General features: G+C 65.8%; 11 protein-coding genes. 8 read left to right on the forward strand and 3 right to left on the reverse strand.

From position 1 onward, the window contains the following. Positions 1 to 62 precede the first annotated feature (62 nt). Entirely contained in the window at positions 63 to 7,661 is a 7,599-nt protein-coding gene (locus LRK71_RS18360) for a DUF7933 domain-containing protein (protein ID WP_232405423.1), read from the forward strand. Positions 7,662 to 7,762: 101 nt separating this feature from the next. On the opposite strand, the gene LRK71_RS18365 is transcribed toward LRK71_RS18360, so the two are convergent. From LRK71_RS18365 to LRK71_RS18375, 3 genes are all read right to left on the reverse strand, one after another. Beyond that, complete coding sequence (locus LRK71_RS18365; protein WP_232405424.1) at positions 7,763 to 9,076, reverse strand: SEL1-like repeat protein; 1,314 nt, start codon at positions 9,074 to 9,076, stop codon at positions 7,763 to 7,765. Further along, entirely contained in the window at positions 9,073 to 10,809 is a 1,737-nt protein-coding gene (locus tag LRK71_RS18370; RefSeq protein ID WP_232405425.1) for an SEL1-like repeat protein, read from the reverse strand. The genes LRK71_RS18365 and LRK71_RS18370 overlap by 4 nt, the downstream gene beginning before the upstream one ends. Positions 10,810 to 10,924: 115 nt before the next feature. Beyond that, the gene (locus LRK71_RS18375; RefSeq protein WP_232405426.1) at positions 10,925 to 11,749 is read right to left on the reverse strand and encodes a prepilin peptidase; all 825 of its coding nucleotides are present in this window, start codon (positions 11,747 to 11,749) and stop codon (positions 10,925 to 10,927) included. Between the two features lie 155 nt (positions 11,750 to 11,904). Between LRK71_RS18375 and gspG the strand changes: the two genes are divergently transcribed. From gspG to LRK71_RS18410, 7 genes are all read left to right on the forward strand, one after another. Further along, the gene (gene gspG, locus LRK71_RS18380; protein WP_269751805.1) at positions 11,905 to 12,435 is read left to right on the forward strand and encodes a type II secretion system major pseudopilin GspG; all 531 of its coding nucleotides are present in this window, start codon (positions 11,905 to 11,907) and stop codon (positions 12,433 to 12,435) included. Continuing rightward, positions 12,420 to 12,917: a prepilin-type N-terminal cleavage/methylation domain-containing protein gene (locus LRK71_RS18385; RefSeq protein WP_232405427.1), complete on the forward strand. Its 498-nt coding sequence runs from the start codon at positions 12,420 to 12,422 to the stop codon at positions 12,915 to 12,917. Before gspG ends, LRK71_RS18385 begins: the two co-directional genes overlap by 16 nt. Beyond that, the gene (locus tag LRK71_RS18390; RefSeq protein WP_232405428.1) at positions 12,902 to 13,273 is read left to right on the forward strand and encodes a prepilin-type N-terminal cleavage/methylation domain-containing protein; all 372 of its coding nucleotides are present in this window, start codon (positions 12,902 to 12,904) and stop codon (positions 13,271 to 13,273) included. Before LRK71_RS18385 ends, LRK71_RS18390 begins: the two co-directional genes overlap by 16 nt. Further along, positions 13,270 to 14,034: a type II secretion system protein GspJ gene (locus tag LRK71_RS18395; protein ID WP_232405429.1), complete on the forward strand. Its 765-nt coding sequence runs from the start codon at positions 13,270 to 13,272 to the stop codon at positions 14,032 to 14,034. The genes LRK71_RS18390 and LRK71_RS18395 overlap by 4 nt, the downstream gene beginning before the upstream one ends. Next, positions 14,031 to 15,008, forward strand: a complete 978-nt coding sequence (gene gspK / locus LRK71_RS18400; protein WP_232405430.1) for a type II secretion system minor pseudopilin GspK — start codon at positions 14,031 to 14,033, stop codon at positions 15,006 to 15,008. The genes LRK71_RS18395 and gspK overlap by 4 nt, the downstream gene beginning before the upstream one ends. A 117-nt stretch (positions 15,009 to 15,125) precedes the next feature. Then, positions 15,126 to 16,559: a type II secretion system protein GspL gene (gspL, locus tag LRK71_RS18405; protein WP_232405431.1), complete on the forward strand. Its 1,434-nt coding sequence runs from the start codon at positions 15,126 to 15,128 to the stop codon at positions 16,557 to 16,559. Next, positions 16,556 to 17,062: a type II secretion system protein M gene (locus LRK71_RS18410; RefSeq protein ID WP_232405432.1), complete on the forward strand. Its 507-nt coding sequence runs from the start codon at positions 16,556 to 16,558 to the stop codon at positions 17,060 to 17,062. The genes gspL and LRK71_RS18410 overlap by 4 nt, the downstream gene beginning before the upstream one ends. The last annotated feature ends 47 nt before the right edge of the window (positions 17,063 to 17,109 follow it).

A 17,109-nucleotide genomic window follows, 5' to 3' on the forward strand; every position in this document is an offset into this window, starting at 1 on the left:
CCCTGCAGGTTGTCGCAGGCGGGGCATTGCAGACCATCACTTCTGATATTTCGGGATATTCTATGACCAGCCTTTTGCGCCGTTTTTCATGCCTCTGCTTTGTATTGTGCCTTGGGCTTGTACCGGCGATGATCCTGAGTTCGGGTGTCGCCAGGGCTGCTCCGGTGGGGCCTGATTTCTCGTTGCAGTTCAGCCCCAATAGTATCTCCTCCGGCGGGCAGTCGGTGCTGACCTTTACCATCGACAACACCAGCGGAACGGCGGCGCAGGATCTGGCCTTTAACGGCACCCTGCCCGCAGGGGTCACCATTGCCAGCGGCAGTCAGAGCAACAGCTGCAACAGCAGCAGCCTCAGCGCCACGGCGGGCGGCGACACCATCAGCCTGAGCGGCGGACGTCTCGGCAATGGCGAATCCTGCACAGTATCCCTGCCCGTCAATTCCAGCACAGCGGGGACCCATACCTTCACCACGGGGGATCTGACCTCTGATCTGGGCAATAGCGGCCCCGCCAGTGATGATCTGACGGTCACCGCCAGCACCACCAACTTTATCACCTCTATCAGCCCCACAGCGGTAGATCCCGGCAGCTCTGCCACCTTGAGCCTGTCTTTTGACATTGTGGTCCCCACGGGTGGGACCTCCAGTGAATGGCGCTCTTCCTATCTGACCCTGGACCTGCCCACAGGGGTGGAGTTTGCCACGCCGCTGAATAACACATCAAGCGGCTGTAGTGGCACCTTCGCGGCAGATCGCGATGCTGGTACCTTAAGCTTTACCGGCGATCAGCTGCAAACGGCGGGCACCTATAGCTGTACGGTCAGTTCAGTGCTGACAGGGGGTGCTTCGGATGACTACCAGCTGAGCAGCAATCTCATCATCCGCAATGCGTTTGGGAGCCCGCTCAGTACAGAGACCAAAACCACCGCCTTCACCGTGAATAGCCTGCCGACAGATGGCATTGGCTTGTTCAAGAGCTTTGATGTCGCACAGGCGGGGGCGGGCGAGACCGTGACCCTCAGCTTTGTGCTGCAGAACACCAGCCGCAGCGGCAGCGCCACCAATATCAGCTTTAGCGATGACCTGGATGCGATGTTGTCGGGGCTGACCGCCACTGCCCTGCCCCCAGATGAGTTCTGCGGGGCCGAATCCAGCCTGACCGGCAGCAGCAACCTGACCCTGAGTGGCGCCACGCTGGCCTCGGGCGACAGTTGTACCTTTGATGTTTCGGTGCTGATCCCGGCCGGGGCTACCAGTGGCAGCTATCTCAATGTCACCAGCGCGGTGACCGCCACGCTGGATGGCGCTCCCTATACCGGCGGCACCGCCTCTACCACGCTGTCGGTGCTGGGCGATGGCGGCCAGGGCGCCAGCCTGAGCAAACAGGTGGTCAATAATCCGGTTGCCCCCGGTGGCAGCGCCACCCTGCGCTATACGCTGAGCAATCCCAATTCGGCGCAGGCCTTGACGGATATCGCCTTTCAGGAGGTCATCACCGATATCACCGGGGCCAATTCCATCTCGATTGCGACCCTGCCAGCAGACGGCAGCTGCGGCGGGGGCAGCACCTTTAACCTAAGCTTCCCGGCGTTTGATACCTTTGGAATGCAGGTGAGTGGCGCTGACCTCGCGGTTGGCGAGACCTGCAGCTTTGATCTGATCCTGGACGTGGATGCAAGCGTGCCGCCAAGCAGCTATCCCTTCAGCACCGGAGAGGTCAGCGCAACGGTCAATGGCAATTCAGTCACGACGGCAGCGGCCAGCGCGACACTGGATGTCGAAGGCGGCGCCAATCTCAACTTTTCCAAGACTTTTGCCGCCGATATTCTGGGGGCAGGTCAAAGCACAACCCTGACCTTTACCATGTCCAGCGCGGCGGAATCGCCCAATACGGCCACCGGGCTTAGCTTTACCGATGATCTGGCGGCTTTTGCCAGCGGCACCACGCTGACCATTGACAGCAGCACCTGTACCGGCAGCACCAGCCTGTCTGCGGGCAATTCCATGCTCACCTATAGCGGGGGCAGCCTGGATCCCGGCGGCAGTTGCACCATCGAGACCACGGTGACGCTGGATGCGGGGGTGGTGGCCAATACCTATACCAATACCACCAGCCCCCTGACCGGCAGTGCCGGTGGCAAGACGACAACGGCGGCGGCGGCCACGGATTCGATCGAAATCCTGGTGGCCCAGGCGCTGAACCTCAGCGCCTCCTTTGACATCACCGATCCCCTGCCCAGCGAAGAGATCACCCTGACCTATCGGCTGAGCAACCCGGACAGCACCTATACCTATTCCGCCATCAACTTTACTGACAACTACTCTCAGGCCCTGTCCGGTCTGGCGGTCGCCGCGCTGCCCACCGCAGGGTTCTGCGGCGGCGGCTCTGCCAGCGGCACCACAACCGGGGTCTTCACCGGCATGTCGCTGGCACCAGGGGCAAACTGCGATATCGCTGTCACCCTGACCGTGCCCTCAGGGGCCGCCGATGGCAGCTATATGACGGCCACCACCGCCGTCCGCGCAACCCTGAACGGCGGCACTGTCACTCTTGACAATATGCTGGCCAACTTTGCAGTCGACAGCACCCTGGTCAGCCTGAGCAAATCCTACGCCAGCACCCCAACCGCCCCCGGGGACAGCGTCGTGGTGAATTACACGCTGAGCAATGACAGCAGCCGGGCGCTGACCTCCATCGCCTTTAGCGATGATCTGGACGCGCAGCTCAGCGGGCTTGCCTCTACCTCCGGGAGCCAGTCCAATATCTGTGGCTCGGGATCATCGCTCAGCGGCACCGGAATGCTGAGCTTTGCAAACGGCACTCTGGTCGCAGGCGCCAGCTGCAGCTTCAGCGTCACGCAGGTGGTGCCCGGCGGCAGCAGTGCCAATGTCTATGCCGGCACCACCACCAGCGTGACGGCCGAGGCCAGCGGGCTGGCAGTGACCGGGCCAGCGGCCGCAGCGGATCTGACCGTCAGCGCCTTTGCGCTGCCCAGTTTCGTCAAGAGCTTTGCCGATCCGGTTTTGGGCGCCGGTGGCAGCACCACCGTGACATATCAGATCACCAATAATGATGGCAGTGCCAGCCTTTCGGGGCTGCGCTTTACCGATGATCTGGATGTCGCCCTCACCGGGCTGGTCGTCAGTGCCGGTACCGGCAGCAATCTCTGCGGCAGCGGCTCTGTGGTTTCCGGCACCAGCGAGGTCATCCTGACCTCTGGCAGCCTGGCACCGGGTGACAGTTGCAGCATCGCGCTGACCCTCTCGATTCCAGGCACGGCCAGTGCCGGCAGCTATCCCGGCAGCAGCAGCCCCCTGACGGAAAACGGTGTATTTGCCGCCAATGCCGCCAGTGCCAGCTTCACCATTGATCCGGCACCGCTGTACAGCAAGGGCTTCGCCGCATCCCCCATTGTGCAGGGCGATACCACAACCCTGACCTTCAGCATCGACAACAGCGCCGCGACGCTTCTGGCCAGCGGGCTGAATTTCACCGATAACCTGCCGACAGGTCTGGTCATCGCCCCAAGTGCCAATGCCAGCACCACCTGCACCGGAGGCACCATCACCGCGCCGGCCGGGGCCTCGACCATCAGCTATACTGGCGGCACGGTCGCTGCGGGTGCCAGCTGCAACCTTTCAGTGGAGGTGCGAGCGACCACGGTGGGGGGGCTGCTCAATACCACAGGCAATCTAACCTCTTCGCTGGGCAATTCCGGCACAGCCAGCGCCACGCTGAATGTCAGCGCCGCGCCGCTGCCCGGCTTTAGCAAGAGTTTTGCCAATAGCAGTGTCACCCTTGGGTCCGGCACCAGCTTGACCTTTACCATCGACAACAGCAGTGCCCTGATAGAAGCCAGCGGGCTGGATTTCACCGATAACCTGCCCGCCGGGCTTGCCCTGGCCAGCCCGACCAATGCCAGCACCACCTGCGCCGGGGGCACTCTGACCGCCACTGCCGGGGCCTCGACCATCAGCTATACTGGCGGCACGGTCGCCGCCGGCGCCAGCTGCGACCTCAGCGTTGATGTTCTCAGCTCTGCCAGCGGCAGCCTGGTCAATACCACGGGCGATCTGACCTCTTCGCTGGGCAATTCCGGCACAGCCAGCGCCACGCTGAAGGTGCCCAGCCTGGCCTTTGACAGCCCGCTGGCCGGGGATGATGTCGTCAATTCCGCCGAGGCCGCAACCGTCACCCTGTCCGGCAGCAGTACCCTGATCGAAGACGGCCAGAGCGTCAGCCTGGTGGTCACCGACAGCAGCAGCGCCACGGTGAGCGGCAGCGCCACGGTGACCGGCGGCAGCTGGAGCACGGATTTGGACCTCAGCCCTCTGAGCGATGGCAGCCTCAGCCTGACTGCGGATGTTACGGATGCAGCAGGCACGCCGACACCGCAGGCAACCGCCAGCCTCAGCCTGGATACCGATGCGCCCGCGCTGGGATTTGACAGCCCACTGGCCGGGGATGACATCGTGTCAGCAGCCGAAGCCAGCGCGGTCACCCTGTCCGGCAGCTCTGCCGGCGTGGAAGACGCCCAGAGCGTGACCCTCTTGGTCACCGACAGCGCCAGCGCCACCGTCACTGGCAGCGCCACAGTGACCAGCAATGCCTGGAGCGTGAACCTCGATCTCAGCCCGCTGGCCGATGGCCCCCTGACCCTGACCGCAGATGCCATGGATGTGGCGGGCAATCCGGTCGATCAGGCCAGCACCACGCTGAGTCTGGATCAGAATGCGCCCTCTGGCTACAGCGTCAGTCTTGATCAGGATCCGGTCAATGTCAGCGCCCAGACCGCGCTCAGCTTTACCTTTGCCGGGGCCGAAACCGGCATCCAGTACAGCTATAGCATCACGTCGGATGGTGGCGGCACGGCGGTCACCGGCAACGGGACCCTGGCCAGCGCCAGCGATCAGATCACTGGGCTGGATGTATCGGGGCTTGCGGATGGCACCCTGACGCTTTCGGTTGTGCTGACCGATGCCGCGGGGCAAAGCGGCCCTGCCGCCAGCGATACCACCCGCAAGGATACCAGCCAGCCGCTTGTCACCCTGAGCGCGCCGACACCGGCCCAGAGCGGCGCCTTTACCCTTGATCTGGACTTTAGCGAGAGCGTCACCGGCCTGGTGGCCAGCGCCCTGGTGGTGGACGGCGGCAGCGCCGCAAGCCTGACCGGCAGCGGCACCAGCTACAGTCTTACCGTGACCCCCGACCATGATGGCACCATGACCCTGACCCTGCCGCAGGACAGTGCCGTCAATGCTGATGGCAATGGCAACCTGGTCAGCGATCCGGTGACCGTCGAGGCGCATTTGACCGGCACGCCCGATCCAAATCCCCCCGCCGATGCCGATGGCGATGGCATCCCTGACCACCTGGAAAGCAGCAGCGCCGACCGCGATGGCGATGGTATTGTCGACAGCGCCGATTATGACCCGCAGGGCTATTTCTACTGCGAAGATGATGGCCGCATCCTGTCAGGTGGCGGCATTACGGTGACCGGCCCCAGCGGCTCCAACAGTTCGGTCGGGATTTCCAATGGCATCAATATCGTGCGCGATGGCTCTAGCGGAGAGTTTCAGTGGTTTGCCCTCTCTCCCGGCAGCTATAGCATCGCCTACAGCTATCCTGCCAGCGGCAGCGCCAGCACCACGCGCCTGTCGTCGGGCACGCTGGACGTGACCTCGCTGCTGCCGGCCAATCCGGCGGTGCTGGGCTCGACCGAGGTGGGATCAACCGGCTTCCTGGCGGATGCATCCCTGGCGGCCAACCCGGTATTTTACGATAACTTCACGATTGAAGCAGGCGATCCGGATGTACTGGCCAACAATATCCCGATGACCAACTGCGAGATCATCGAGGTAACAGCCAGCGCCAGCGATACCGGTGCCGAGGCCAATGGCGCAGCCACCGACAGCGTCAGCTTTACCGTCAGCCTGAGCAAGGCCGCCGCTCAGGACAGCACCATCAGCTACAGCCTGGGCGGCACCGCAACCTCCGGGGTGGATTACACCGCCCCCAGCGGCAGCGTTACCATCGCGGCGGGCGATACCTCGGCGCTGGTGGATCTGACCGTATTGGAAGACGGGCTGATCGAGGGCAGTGAAACCGTGATCTTCACCCTGACCTCTGTCACCTCGACGGATACGGCGGTGATGTTGTCGACCACCACGGCGGATCTGACCCAAAGCACCAGCATCACCGATGATGACCTTGCCACCATTGCGGTGACCAATGATGATCTCACCGCATCCGAAAATGGCCGCGACACTGCGGCGATGTCCTTTGTTTTGATGGGGCAGCCGGGCCAGGATGTGGTGCTGAATTTCACCGGCGATTCCCAGTGTAGCGTCTCGCCTGCGGTGTTGACCTTTACCAGCGCCACTTATGCCAGTGCCCAGACCCTGACCATTGCCGCGCTGGATGACGATGTGGTGGAAGGCGCGCATAGCTGCCAGCCCAGCGTCAGCGTCAGCTCGGCCGATAGCGCCTTTGACGGCTTTGGCCTGGCCCTGGCGCAGGTCACCGTCAGTGACGACCTGATCGACCAGATCCGGGAACCGCTGACCGAGATCCTGAAAAATGATGTCGAAGAAACCGTGCAGACCCAGCAGCGCTATTTCAATGGCATCGCCAAGGGCGCCCTGGCGCGGTTGCAGGCCGGCGAGGCCGGGCTGGGCTGTGGCTCTCTGGCCGGGTTTGACATTGATGGCAGCATCAATACCCAAGGGGGCAATGGCCAGAGCGACGGGACCTTTGGCTATGATGTCTACAATTGCAGCAGCGGCAGCCGCAGCATTCTGGCCGGCAGCTTCAGCCTGACCCGGACGGAAAACATCGGCACCCAGGCGTTGGTGCAGTTCTCCAGCCAGCGGGAACGCTTCCTGTCTGAAACCGACCTGCGCGGCAAGTTCTGGGGCGGCTATCTCAGCCGGACCAATGTCACCGGGCTGGCGGATGGCTCGATCAACGGGGTCGGTGTCAATGCCGGGATCTATGGCGCGCGCCAGCTGGGCGATGGATTGTTCCTTGATTATTACGCGGCGGGCGGCTTTGGCCATCACCGCTTTGACCTCAGCTTTGCGGCCATCGGCGGCGCGATCCAGGCTGATGGCAGCTATGACTATGCCGCGGCCTTTGCCGGGGTGGCCCTGTCAGGACAGCACCAGCTGGACAAGATGCTGATTACCCCGCGCGTCGGGCTGGATCTGGCCTATGCGCTGACTGGCGATGCCGATGTCACTGCCACTCAGCTGTCCCAGACCGATACCGGCAGTATTGATATCCCCGATTACAACGGCGGGCGTCTGTTTGCCGAGGTGGCGTTTTCCGGCTTTGGCCCTGCAACAAGCGATGCTGATCCACGCGCCAGCCAGGCCGAGATGGCGCTGACGCCACGGGTGATCTGCGAGGTTTCTTCCTATGACAGCAGCCTGGGCTGTGGTCTGGGACTGGGCTTCCGCCGTGAGGTGTTCAATCCGGTAACCGGGCTGATCTATAGCTTTGAGATCGACTATGAAAATATCGATGATACTGACCGGTTGAGCATTGATTTCCACCGGGAACGCCGTTTTCTCAATGATCAGGGCGCGGTCGTGACCCGCCTGTCGATGCCCGGCGTCGACAGCCTGAAGATCGAGCACGGGGTCCGGTTGGACTTCTGATCCTGCGCGGCCGCCCCTGGGGGGCGGCCGATCTTTGCACCGGGTAGGCACCGGATAGGAAATGGGCAGGCACCAGGTTAACACTGGGCGATAGGACCGGCTTAGCGGCTCCGGTTCTGGGCCAGATTTTGCGCCCGGCTCTGGGCTTGCAGGATCTGCGCCGCCGGGATCTGTCTGGCCAGGCTTGCGGCCAGATCGCTGGCCTGGGCCGCCAGACCTGGCTCACCGGCGGCAATGGCCAGCACCAGCCACATATAGGCCAGCATGTGATCCTGCGGCAGCAGGCGTCCCTCGACATAGAGCAGCGCCAGATTGACCATCGCCGCTGCCTGCCCGGCCTGGGCCGCCGCCTGCAACAGCTGTACCGCCAGCAGTTCCTCCCGGCGCGAGGCTGCGGTTTCCGGTTGCAGGATCAGCCAGCCCAGCTGGAACTGCGCCACCGGATCGCCCGCCTTGGCCTGCTGCTGCAGCTGCTGCAGATCGGCAGCAGCACGCGCGGGCCGCTCCAGGCTGGGATCATAGATCGCCCCGGCTGCCGTGGTCTGGATCAGGTCCGCCCCACCCCGCGCCAGATCCGCGGCCTGTCGATAAAGCGCCTGTGCGCGCGCCTCGTCCAGCGCCACGCCAAAGCCATTTTCATAAAGGGTGCCCAGATTGTTCAAGGCAACCGCCAGCCCCTGATCAGCCGCTGCCTGAAACAGCAGTGCGGCGCGGCCATAGTCCTGCTCTGGCCCGGTCTCGCGCACATAGAGCAGGCCCAGATTGTTCAGCGCCCGGGGATGGCCGGCCGCCGCTGGTGCCTGATAGAGTTGGTGCGCCCGCTCCAGATCCTGCACCACCCCGGTGCCATTCTGATAGAGCACCCCCAGGCTGACCGCCGCATCCATATGGCCCAGCTTTGCCGCCTGCTGATAAAGCCGGGCGGCGCGGGCCGGATCGGCCAGCGGTGCGGCGGCCTGTTCCAGCAGACTGGCCAGATAGAACAGCGGCTCGGCTGCGCCACTTTCAGCGGCCTGTTCCAGAAACTGCAGGGCGCGGGCCGGATCTGCCGCGACGCCCAGCCCCTGTAGATAGATCTGTCCCAGGCGCGTCTGCGCGCCACTGTGGCCCTGTTCGGATGCGCGCAAGAACCAGGCAACCGCCGCCGCGTGGTCCTGCACCAGCAGGCGGCCGCGCTGCAATTCATCCCCCAGCTGATACTGCGCCTGCGCCTCGCCTGCCTGGGCCTTGGCACGCAGATCCGCCAGGGGATCCACCAAGGGATCTACCAGAGACCCCACCAGGGCAGCCGGGGGGGCGCCCTGCTCCTGTGTCTCTCCCAGGGCCATCCCGCCGGACAGCCACAGCGCCGAGGTCAGCCCCAAGAGCGCCAGCGCCTGCTGTTGGCGCCTGTCTGGTCTGATGTCTCGGCTCATTCTGTGCCCCGCTCTGGCTGGGATGCGGCAAAGAAAGTGCGCACCTGGGTCTGGGCCTCGGCCACCTGCTCGGGGGTCATCAGATCGGCAACGGTGGCGCGCATTTCCAGCGCTGCGCTGCTGCCGCCTGCGGCGGCGATATTGAGCCATTTATGCGCCTGCACATAGTCCTGCGAGACGCCTTCGCCCTGAATATACAGCCGCCCCAGCTGATGCTGGGCCTGCGTCGCGCCCCGCTGGGCCGCCTGCAGCAGCCAGGGGGCCGCCGCTGCCGGATCCTCTGCCAGCAGCCACTGGCCCCAGGCCAGCTGAGCCGGGCGCAGCCCCGCCTCGGCCTGGCCACGCAGCCAATCGGCGGCGGCGGCGCTGTCCTGCGGTGCTGCGTTCCGCAAGGCGGCAACCCAGGGCACCATGCGGTGCGGTGCCATGCTGCCGTCCAGCTGCCCGCTCAGGGTCATTGTTCCCAGATGCAACAGGGCCTCCTGGCTGCCCTGCTCCACCGCCTGGCGATACATCTGGACCGCCTGATCCAGTGCGGTGCCTTGCTCGGCGGCCTCTGCCAGCCCCTGTTCCAGCATCTGCCCCAGAGCGTAACTGGCGCGGGGCGAGCCTGCCGCGGCGGCCTGGCTCAGCAGGCTCCAGGCCTGTTGCGGATTGCGGGCAATCCCGCTGCCGCCCAGCAGGGCCAGCCCCAGCGCTTCCGTCGCTGCCAGATCCCCCGCCCCAACCCCGAGCGCCAGCCAGCGCAGCGCCTCATCCGGGTTGGCCGTGACCCCGTCGCCCTTGAGATATTTTTGGCCCAAAGCCACCTGTGCGCGCAGAAAGCCGCCTTCGGCGGCGCGGCGCAGCCAGTTGAGCGCATCCGCCGGGTTGCGCGCGACCCCCTGGCCACGATCCAGCGCATAGGCCAGATAATACTGGGCCTCGCCATGGCCCGCCCGGGCCGCCGCCTGCAGCCAGCGCAGCGCCGCTGCCGGATCTTTGGCCAGCCCCAGCCCTTTGTGCGGGGCCAGCGCGCCCGATTCTGATGTGCCCGCCTTTGATGTACCTGCCTCTGGCGAGGACCCCGCGCCGCTGGCATAGGCCTGGCTCAGCAGAAACTGGGCCTCGGCTTCGCCGTTTTCTGCCGCGACCTGCATCCAGGTCTGCGCCTCTATCGGATCCGCGGTGACCCCCTGCCCGGTACTATAGAGCAGGCCCAGGTAATACTGCGCCGCCGGGTCGCCGCGTACCGCAGCCCGGCGCAGCAGCACTGCCGCGCGCCCGGGGTCTGCTGCGGGGAAGCCCGGCGGTGGCTGCAGGTAAAGCCGCGCCAGCAGCACCGCGGCGGGCAGCTGGTTCTGCGCCGCAGCGCGTTCCAGCCAGTCTTGTGCGGCCGCCAGATCCTGTGGCCCGCCGCGGCCCTCCAGCAGCACCCGACCATAGCGATACTGCACCAGTGGCCCGCCGCCTTCGCTGGCCAGCTGTTTCAGCCCCTGGCGCACCCTGGCAAAATCACCCGCCGCCCAGGCCGCTTCGACGGCCACCATGTCCAGGGCAGGGTCTTTGTTCAGGGCGGGTTCTTCTGGCCCTGTTTCCGTCGCGGTCACGGTCAGGGGCGCGCTCGGCACCGGAACAGCAGCCGGAGCAGGGTCAGCCTCTTGCGCACCAAGCACCAGAGGTGGCAGCACGAAACACAGGCTCAGGGGCAGGAGCTTGCGGGAAAAGTACCAAAAGGTCTTGAAAATCGCCATCTGTCTCACGTTTCAAAAGGTTTGAAGGAAAGCTGCCAATAGGCTCCGGGCAGGCTGCAGCCGGAGCCTAAGGCCAGGGCGCGGCAAGATCAAACAATCCGGTCCTGTTGCCCGGTTAGCCGGGCAGGACACCTGTTGCGCGCAGCAGCCAGATCACAAACCCCGCGCCACAAAGGGCGGTGCCAAAGGGCAGCGCCTGTTGGCCCAGGGCGGGCGGGGCTTCTGCGCCCCGCCCCGCCTTTACCCTGCCCCTTCGCCAGCCGGTCACCCCGGCCCCCAGCCCCAGCAGCGCCGCGATCAGGACCAGCAGCGGCAGATCAAACGGCCCGGCAAAGGCCCCCAGCCCCAGCATCAGCTTGACATCGCCCAACCCCAGTCCCTCGCGCTGGCGCAGCCAGCGATAGCCCCGCCGCAGGGCCCAGAAACTGCCGCTGCCCAGCACTGCCCCCAGCACCGCCTGCCCCAGATCCTGCGCCCCGCCCTGCCCGCCGCCACCAAAGGCGGAAAAGGCCAGCACCCCCAGGGCCAGGCCGACCGTCAGCAGATCCGGCAGGCGCAGCCACAAAAGATCACTCACCGCCAGGGCCAGTAGCCCCCAGAGGAAGAGGCAGGAAAACAGCACCGCCGCGCTGCCGCCCGCCGCCGCCAGCGCCAGCACTGCCGCCCCGGTGGCCGCAATCTCCAGGTAGAGCTGCCAGGCGGGGATCGGCGCGCCACAGGATCGGCACAGCCCCCGCGACCAGACAAAAGACAGGATCGGCACCAGATCCCGGAGCGCCAGCCGCCCACCGCAGCTGCGACAGCATGAGGGCGCGCGCACCACATCTTCGCCCCGCGGCAGGCGATCAACCAGGACGCCCAGAAAGGATCCTAAGGCCGGCGCCAGAAGCAACAGGAACAGCGTCAGCCCCAAGGGCCATATATCCTGATCCGGGGTCATGCCGCGTGTCTTTCCTTTTGTCTGCGCTGTCGCAGCCGACCTGGCCCTGGCTGTTCTTGCCATCAGAGGCAGGTTTTCACGGCACGCGACCGGCGGATGATGGACAAGTCTTCCCGCCCTCCCTTATCATGCGGGCAAGCAAATGAAAGTCACCCATGGTCTCTGTTTTTCCTGTCTGTTTTGCGCGCCGCCGCTGCGATCAGGCTGCGCCTCGCCCCGCTCATACGCCAGCCCATAGGCCTGACCGCCGACCTGACCGCCAAGCAGGCGACGCCGGGTTTTCCCTGCTAGAGCTGATGGTGGTGGTGGTGATTCTGTCGATCCTGGCGCTGGTGGTGGTGCCGCGGGTGATTGACCGCCCCGATCAGGCCCGCGCCGCCCGCGCCCGCGCCGATATCGCCTCGGTGGTCAGCGCCGTCAAACTCTACCGGTTGGACAATTTCCGCTATCCAACCACCGAACAGGGGCTGCAGGCGCTGGTCAGCCGCCCCAGCAGCGATCCCCTCCCCGCCAACTGGGCCGAGGGCGGCTATATGGATCGGCTGCCGATGGATCCCTGGGGCCAGCCCTATCAGTATCTCTCGCCCGGGGTGCATGAGGAGTTCGACATCTTCAGCTATGGTGCCAATGGTCAGGCCGGGGGCACGGGGGCAGATCAGGATATCGGCTCATGGACCCTGCAATAGAGCCTGATTTCCAGACTGAAACCGCCGGTTTTACCCTGATAGAGCTACTTGTCTGTATTGCCATTCTGTCGGTACTGGCCTTTGGTGCCAGCCTGGCCCTGCCCCGTGGCAGTGCGGCGGCAGACCGCGACATGACATTGTTTCAACGGCAATACACAGCGCTGCGCCAGCGGGCCATCACCGGGCAGGTCACAGCCGGGCTGGCAGTGGATGCCCGCGGGATGCGCCAGGCCAGACGGGAGCTCAACGATCAGCAGCAGCCCGACTGGCAGCTCTCGCCGCAGCAGCTGCGCTGGCAGGGGCGGGTGGTCTTTGCCAGCTTGGGCCGCGCTGCCAGCCGCGCGACGGATAGCCCGCAGATCCAGTTTCTTGCCGATGGGCGCAGCTCGGCCTTTGTGATCCGGTTTTCCCAGCGGGGGGGCGGGCGACAGGCCAGCTGTCGCAGCGATGGCTGGACGGGGCTGACATGCAGCACTTTTTGAAACGCTCCAGCCGGGGGTTCACCCTGATCGAGCTGGCCCTGGCCATTCTGGTGCTGGCGCTTGGTACCCTGGCGGCGCTGCGGGCCAGCGATCAATCGCGCCTTGCCATTGGCGGCGAGACCCCACGCCTTCTGGCCCGCATTGCCGCCCGCAACCGCGCCGAAGAGCTGCAGCTCTATGCCGGTGCAGGCCCGGCTCTGCCCGCCGAGGTCAGCCAGGGGGGGCAGCAATTCCTTCTGACAACCCGGCAAGAGATCACCGCCGGTGGCTTGATCAAGACCGAGATCATCGCCCGCAGTACCCAGGGCGCGGGGGCGCAGCTGTTTCTCTATCTGTCGCCAGAGCCGCGCCAATGACGCGCCGCGCCGCGACAGCCCCCCGGCCGCAGAGGCCACCGCCCGGTGTTGCAGTCAGGGATCAAACCGATGATCAGGGGCTCAGCCTGATCGAGCTGGTCCTGGCTATGGGGCTCTTTGCGCTGGTGGCGGTGATGGGGGCTCAGGCGCTCACCGGGATGATGCGCATGCGCGCCGATCTAACCGCGCGCGCCGACCAGAGCGCCGCCCTGAGTGAGCTGACCAGCCTGCTGCGCGCCGATCTGGCGGCGCTGGTGCCAATGCTGTTTTACCCGCCCGACCGCGGCGCGCCCCGCAGCGCCCTTGGATTTTCCCGCCAGGAAAATGCGGTGCGGCTGACCCTGTCCCGAGGCGGAATGGCGCAGTTCGACAGCCCCCTGCCCCCGAGCGGACAGCAGAGCAGACAGCCCGCCAGCGGGCTGGCCACCGGTCGGGTGGAATGGCAGCTGCAAAATGGCCAGCTGAGCCGGGCAGTCTGGTTCAGCCTGATGCCCGCCGACCGCAGCTCCTATCATCAGGTTGCAACCGGGCTGGAGACCCGGCTTGGCGGGGTGCAGGATCTGCGCCTGCGCAGCTATTGGCCGCAGATCGGCTGGGTCGCCGGGGCGCAGGCGCATGGGCTTCAGGCCGGTGCTGTCAGCGATGACGACCGGGCCGGAATCGTCAGAGAGGTCTATTCCAGCACCCTGCCCCTGGCGGTAGAACTAACCCTGGTCACCGGGGATTTTGGCGAAATATCCCTTATAGAGAGCCTGAAATGAGCCCGGTGCGCCACACTGGGGGCAGGTCCGGCGATCACGGGTTTGTGCTGGTCAATGCCCTGGTCCTGGTCGCGGCGCTGGCGGCCTTGGCGACCCTGCTACTGGCCCGGGCCGAACAGGGGCGCAGTCGGCTAGAGGCGGGGCTAGAGGCGGATCAGCTAATGCTGGCGCTGGATGCCTATGATACGCTGGCACTGACACAGCTGGCCCGGGATGGCGGCAGCACCGATCACCTGGGCGAAGCCTGGGCGCGGCCCAGGCCGCCACTGGCGCTGGAGCGCGGTGAGGTCTCTGGCCAGATCCGGGATCTGCAGGGCCGGTTCAATATCAACTGGCTCAGCAACCCGGACAATCCCTTGGCGCAGGCTGCCTTTGGGCGATTGCTGGCGCGGCTTGGCCTGGCACCGCAGATTGCCACCGAGATCCGCAGCTTTGTCACCCCCGGTGCCCGGTCCAAGGGCCAGAGCCGCTGGCGGCAGATGGATCCGCCGCAGGATCCGGTGGGCGGCCCGCTGCTCAGCGCCGATCAGCTAACGGATCTTCCGGGGCTGTCGCCGCGCGCCTATGCCCGGCTGCGGCCCTGGATCACGGCCCTGCCCGGTGACAGCCGCCTGAATGTCAACACCGCCCCCCCCGAGGTGCTGGCCAGCTTTCTGCCTGACCTGCCGCCCGCCGCCCTGGCCCGGCTGCTGCGCCTGCGCGATCGCAGTGGCTTTGCCTCGGTCGACAGTTTCCTGATCGCCGCCCGGCTGCCGCAAGAGGACCGCTCTGACAACGATGCCGGGACAGAGGATCCCCCCGAAGAAACTCCTGCGTCGCTGGGCGCTGATCAGCTGGCGGTCCAATCCCAGTGGTTTCGCGTCGACAGCCAGGCCCGGCTGAATCACTCTGATGCCCGCCGCATCAGCCTGCTGCAACGCAGCACCCGGGGCGCGCGCCCCAGACTGGCCTGGCAGGTGACCTATCGCCCCTGACAGATCCCAGATCCGCGGCAGAAAAACGCGACATTGCGCGGGCGGGATGCTATCGACAGATGCAGCCCGTAATGAAAGCCGAATGACCCAAATGACCACCGTCAGGAGCCCCGATTGATGCCCGCCGCCCAGAGTGCCCAACTGGCCAGGCCTGGCTCTGCTTCTGGTTCCGCCTTGGGCCCGGACCTTGCCCAGGGTGCCGGCCAGGGTGCGGGCCAGGTGGATGGGCAGGTGGGGGGCCAGATCATCCGCCAGGATCAACTCTCTGCAGCGATGGTGGCGCAGATCTCGCCGGAAACGGTGATCACGGTGCCGGGCAGCCAGATCCCGCTGCTGCGTCTTGCCCTGCCGCCTGGGCTACGGGGGCAGGCCCGCGAACAGGTGGCCAAGCGGCAATTGGCCGACCAGACCGGGCTGGGGCAAAACAGCCTGAGCCTGCGCCCCTTTATGCCGCAACAGACAGATCCAATCCGGTCGCGCCAGACGCGCGGTCTTGACAGCTGGACGCGGGTCTTGGCCGGGGACAGCGACTGGCTGCACAGCCTGCAAGAGCTCCCCGGTCGGGCGGTCCTGCCGGATTACCTGACCCTGCCCACGGCGGCCGGGGTCTGGAGCCTGACGCTGGAGCAGATCGTCGCGCCCGGCCCGGCCGTGCCCCCCGCCGCCCAGCCTGGCCCGCACCCTGTGCTGCAGTCTGGGGCAGGGTCGGCCGCCACTCTGCCGCTGCTGGTGGCACGGCTGGGGCCCGGTGATGGTTTCAGCGCCCGCCCCGCCCTGGGGCTGGCCATGCTGCATCAGGCCCTGCAGGCCGCCCCCAGCACACCACCGCAGGCCATTCTGTGGCTGGGGCCGCCAGAGGCACCCGAACTGGCCGAAATCACCGCAGTGGCCCGCGCCCATGACATTGCCCTCATCCACAGCCCCGAAGAGGCCAAAGCCCTGGACCTGCCCCGGCCGGAACGCTTTGCCCATGGTGAACTGGCCTGCGATCTGCGCCATAATCCGATGGCGGCCCGGGCCCGGCTGGCCGCAGCTGTTCTGCCCTGGCGCTGGCCTCTGCTGGCCGCCTGCCTCGCCGCCGGGCTCTGGGCGGCAGGGCAGTGGATCGAGCTGACCCGGATCAGCGCTGAAATCGCCGCCCAGACCGCCCGCAATCAGGCCCTGGTCAGGGCGCATTTTGTCCCAAGTGGCCCGGTTCTGGATGCCCGCCTTCAGGTCAGCCGCGCCCTTGCCGACCTGCAGCGCAACAGCGCTGCTGCCGGGGCGCATTTCGATCCACTAGACCTGACCGGGCGGCTGGCTCAGAAGGTCGCGGCGGCGGGGCTGCGGCCTGATCTGCTCAGCTATCGTGCCGGAGAGGGGCTGCTCTTGGCCCTGCGCCTGCCGGATTTTGCGGCCGCCGACCAGCTGGCCGCGACCCTGCGCGCGGCCCAGCTCAGCCCCAGTTTGACCAAGTCACGGGTGGATGAGGCGCGGCGCGGCGTCTATGTCGAATTTGTCATCACAGATCGAGAGCCTTCCCCCAAGGCAATACAGGAGCCACAGCCATGAGCGCGAAGCTGATCGACCTGCTTCTGCGTCTTACCCGGCGCGAACGGCGGCTGCTGGGTGGCGCAGGCCTGATGATCCTGTTGGCGGTTGGTTTTGGCCTGCTCCTGCCGCTGCAGGAACGCCACCAGCAGGCCAAAACCCAGCTGGCCGAACTGCGCGCATTGGAACAGTGGATCATGGCGCGTATTGCCGAAAAACAGGGCCTAAATCAGGGGAATATTGCAATTTCGCAAACGCCGATTGGCACCAGCGGCATAGAGGCCGGCCTGATAGAGGCGCATCTGCGTCAGCCGCTCAGCGCGCTTTCGGTCCAGGAGGGCGGCGCCATTGATCTACGCTTTGATCGGGTCGATTTTATCCAGCTGGGCCAGTGGCTCCGCACGGCGCATCCGGCCTGGGGCTATCGCATCGACAGTTTCCGGCTCGAGGCGCTGGAGGGCGAGGCGGCAGCCGGTCGGGTCGCCGCCTGGATCAGCCTGAGCCCGACAACACAGACCCGCTGACCCGCTGTTTTGCCCGGCCGCCCTGCAACCGGTGCCCGCGCCTGATT

The organism is Pseudophaeobacter flagellatus, assembly GCF_021228235.1.
GTDB lineage: Bacteria > Pseudomonadota > Alphaproteobacteria > Rhodobacterales > Rhodobacteraceae > Pseudophaeobacter > Pseudophaeobacter flagellatus.

Coding starts and splice junctions, on each gene's coding strand:
- LRK71_RS18360 (WP_232405423.1), top strand. CDS start 63: ATGACCAGCCTTTTGCGCCGTTTTTCATGCCTCTGCTTTGTATTGTGC.
- LRK71_RS18365 (WP_232405424.1), bottom strand. CDS start 9,076: ATGAGCCGAGACATCAGACCAGACAGGCGCCAACAGCAGGCGCTGGCG.
- LRK71_RS18370 (WP_232405425.1), bottom strand. CDS start 10,809: ATGGCGATTTTCAAGACCTTTTGGTACTTTTCCCGCAAGCTCCTGCCC.
- LRK71_RS18375 (WP_232405426.1), bottom strand. CDS start 11,749: ATGACCCCGGATCAGGATATATGGCCCTTGGGGCTGACGCTGTTCCTG.
- gspG (WP_269751805.1), top strand. CDS start 11,905: ATGGTCTCTGTTTTTCCTGTCTGTTTTGCGCGCCGCCGCTGCGATCAG.
- LRK71_RS18385 (WP_232405427.1), top strand. CDS start 12,420: ATGGACCCTGCAATAGAGCCTGATTTCCAGACTGAAACCGCCGGTTTT.
- LRK71_RS18390 (WP_232405428.1), top strand. CDS start 12,902: ATGCAGCACTTTTTGAAACGCTCCAGCCGGGGGTTCACCCTGATCGAG.
- LRK71_RS18395 (WP_232405429.1), top strand. CDS start 13,270: ATGACGCGCCGCGCCGCGACAGCCCCCCGGCCGCAGAGGCCACCGCCC.
- gspK (WP_232405430.1), top strand. CDS start 14,031: ATGAGCCCGGTGCGCCACACTGGGGGCAGGTCCGGCGATCACGGGTTT.
- gspL (WP_232405431.1), top strand. CDS start 15,126: ATGCCCGCCGCCCAGAGTGCCCAACTGGCCAGGCCTGGCTCTGCTTCT.
- LRK71_RS18410 (WP_232405432.1), top strand. CDS start 16,556: ATGAGCGCGAAGCTGATCGACCTGCTTCTGCGTCTTACCCGGCGCGAA.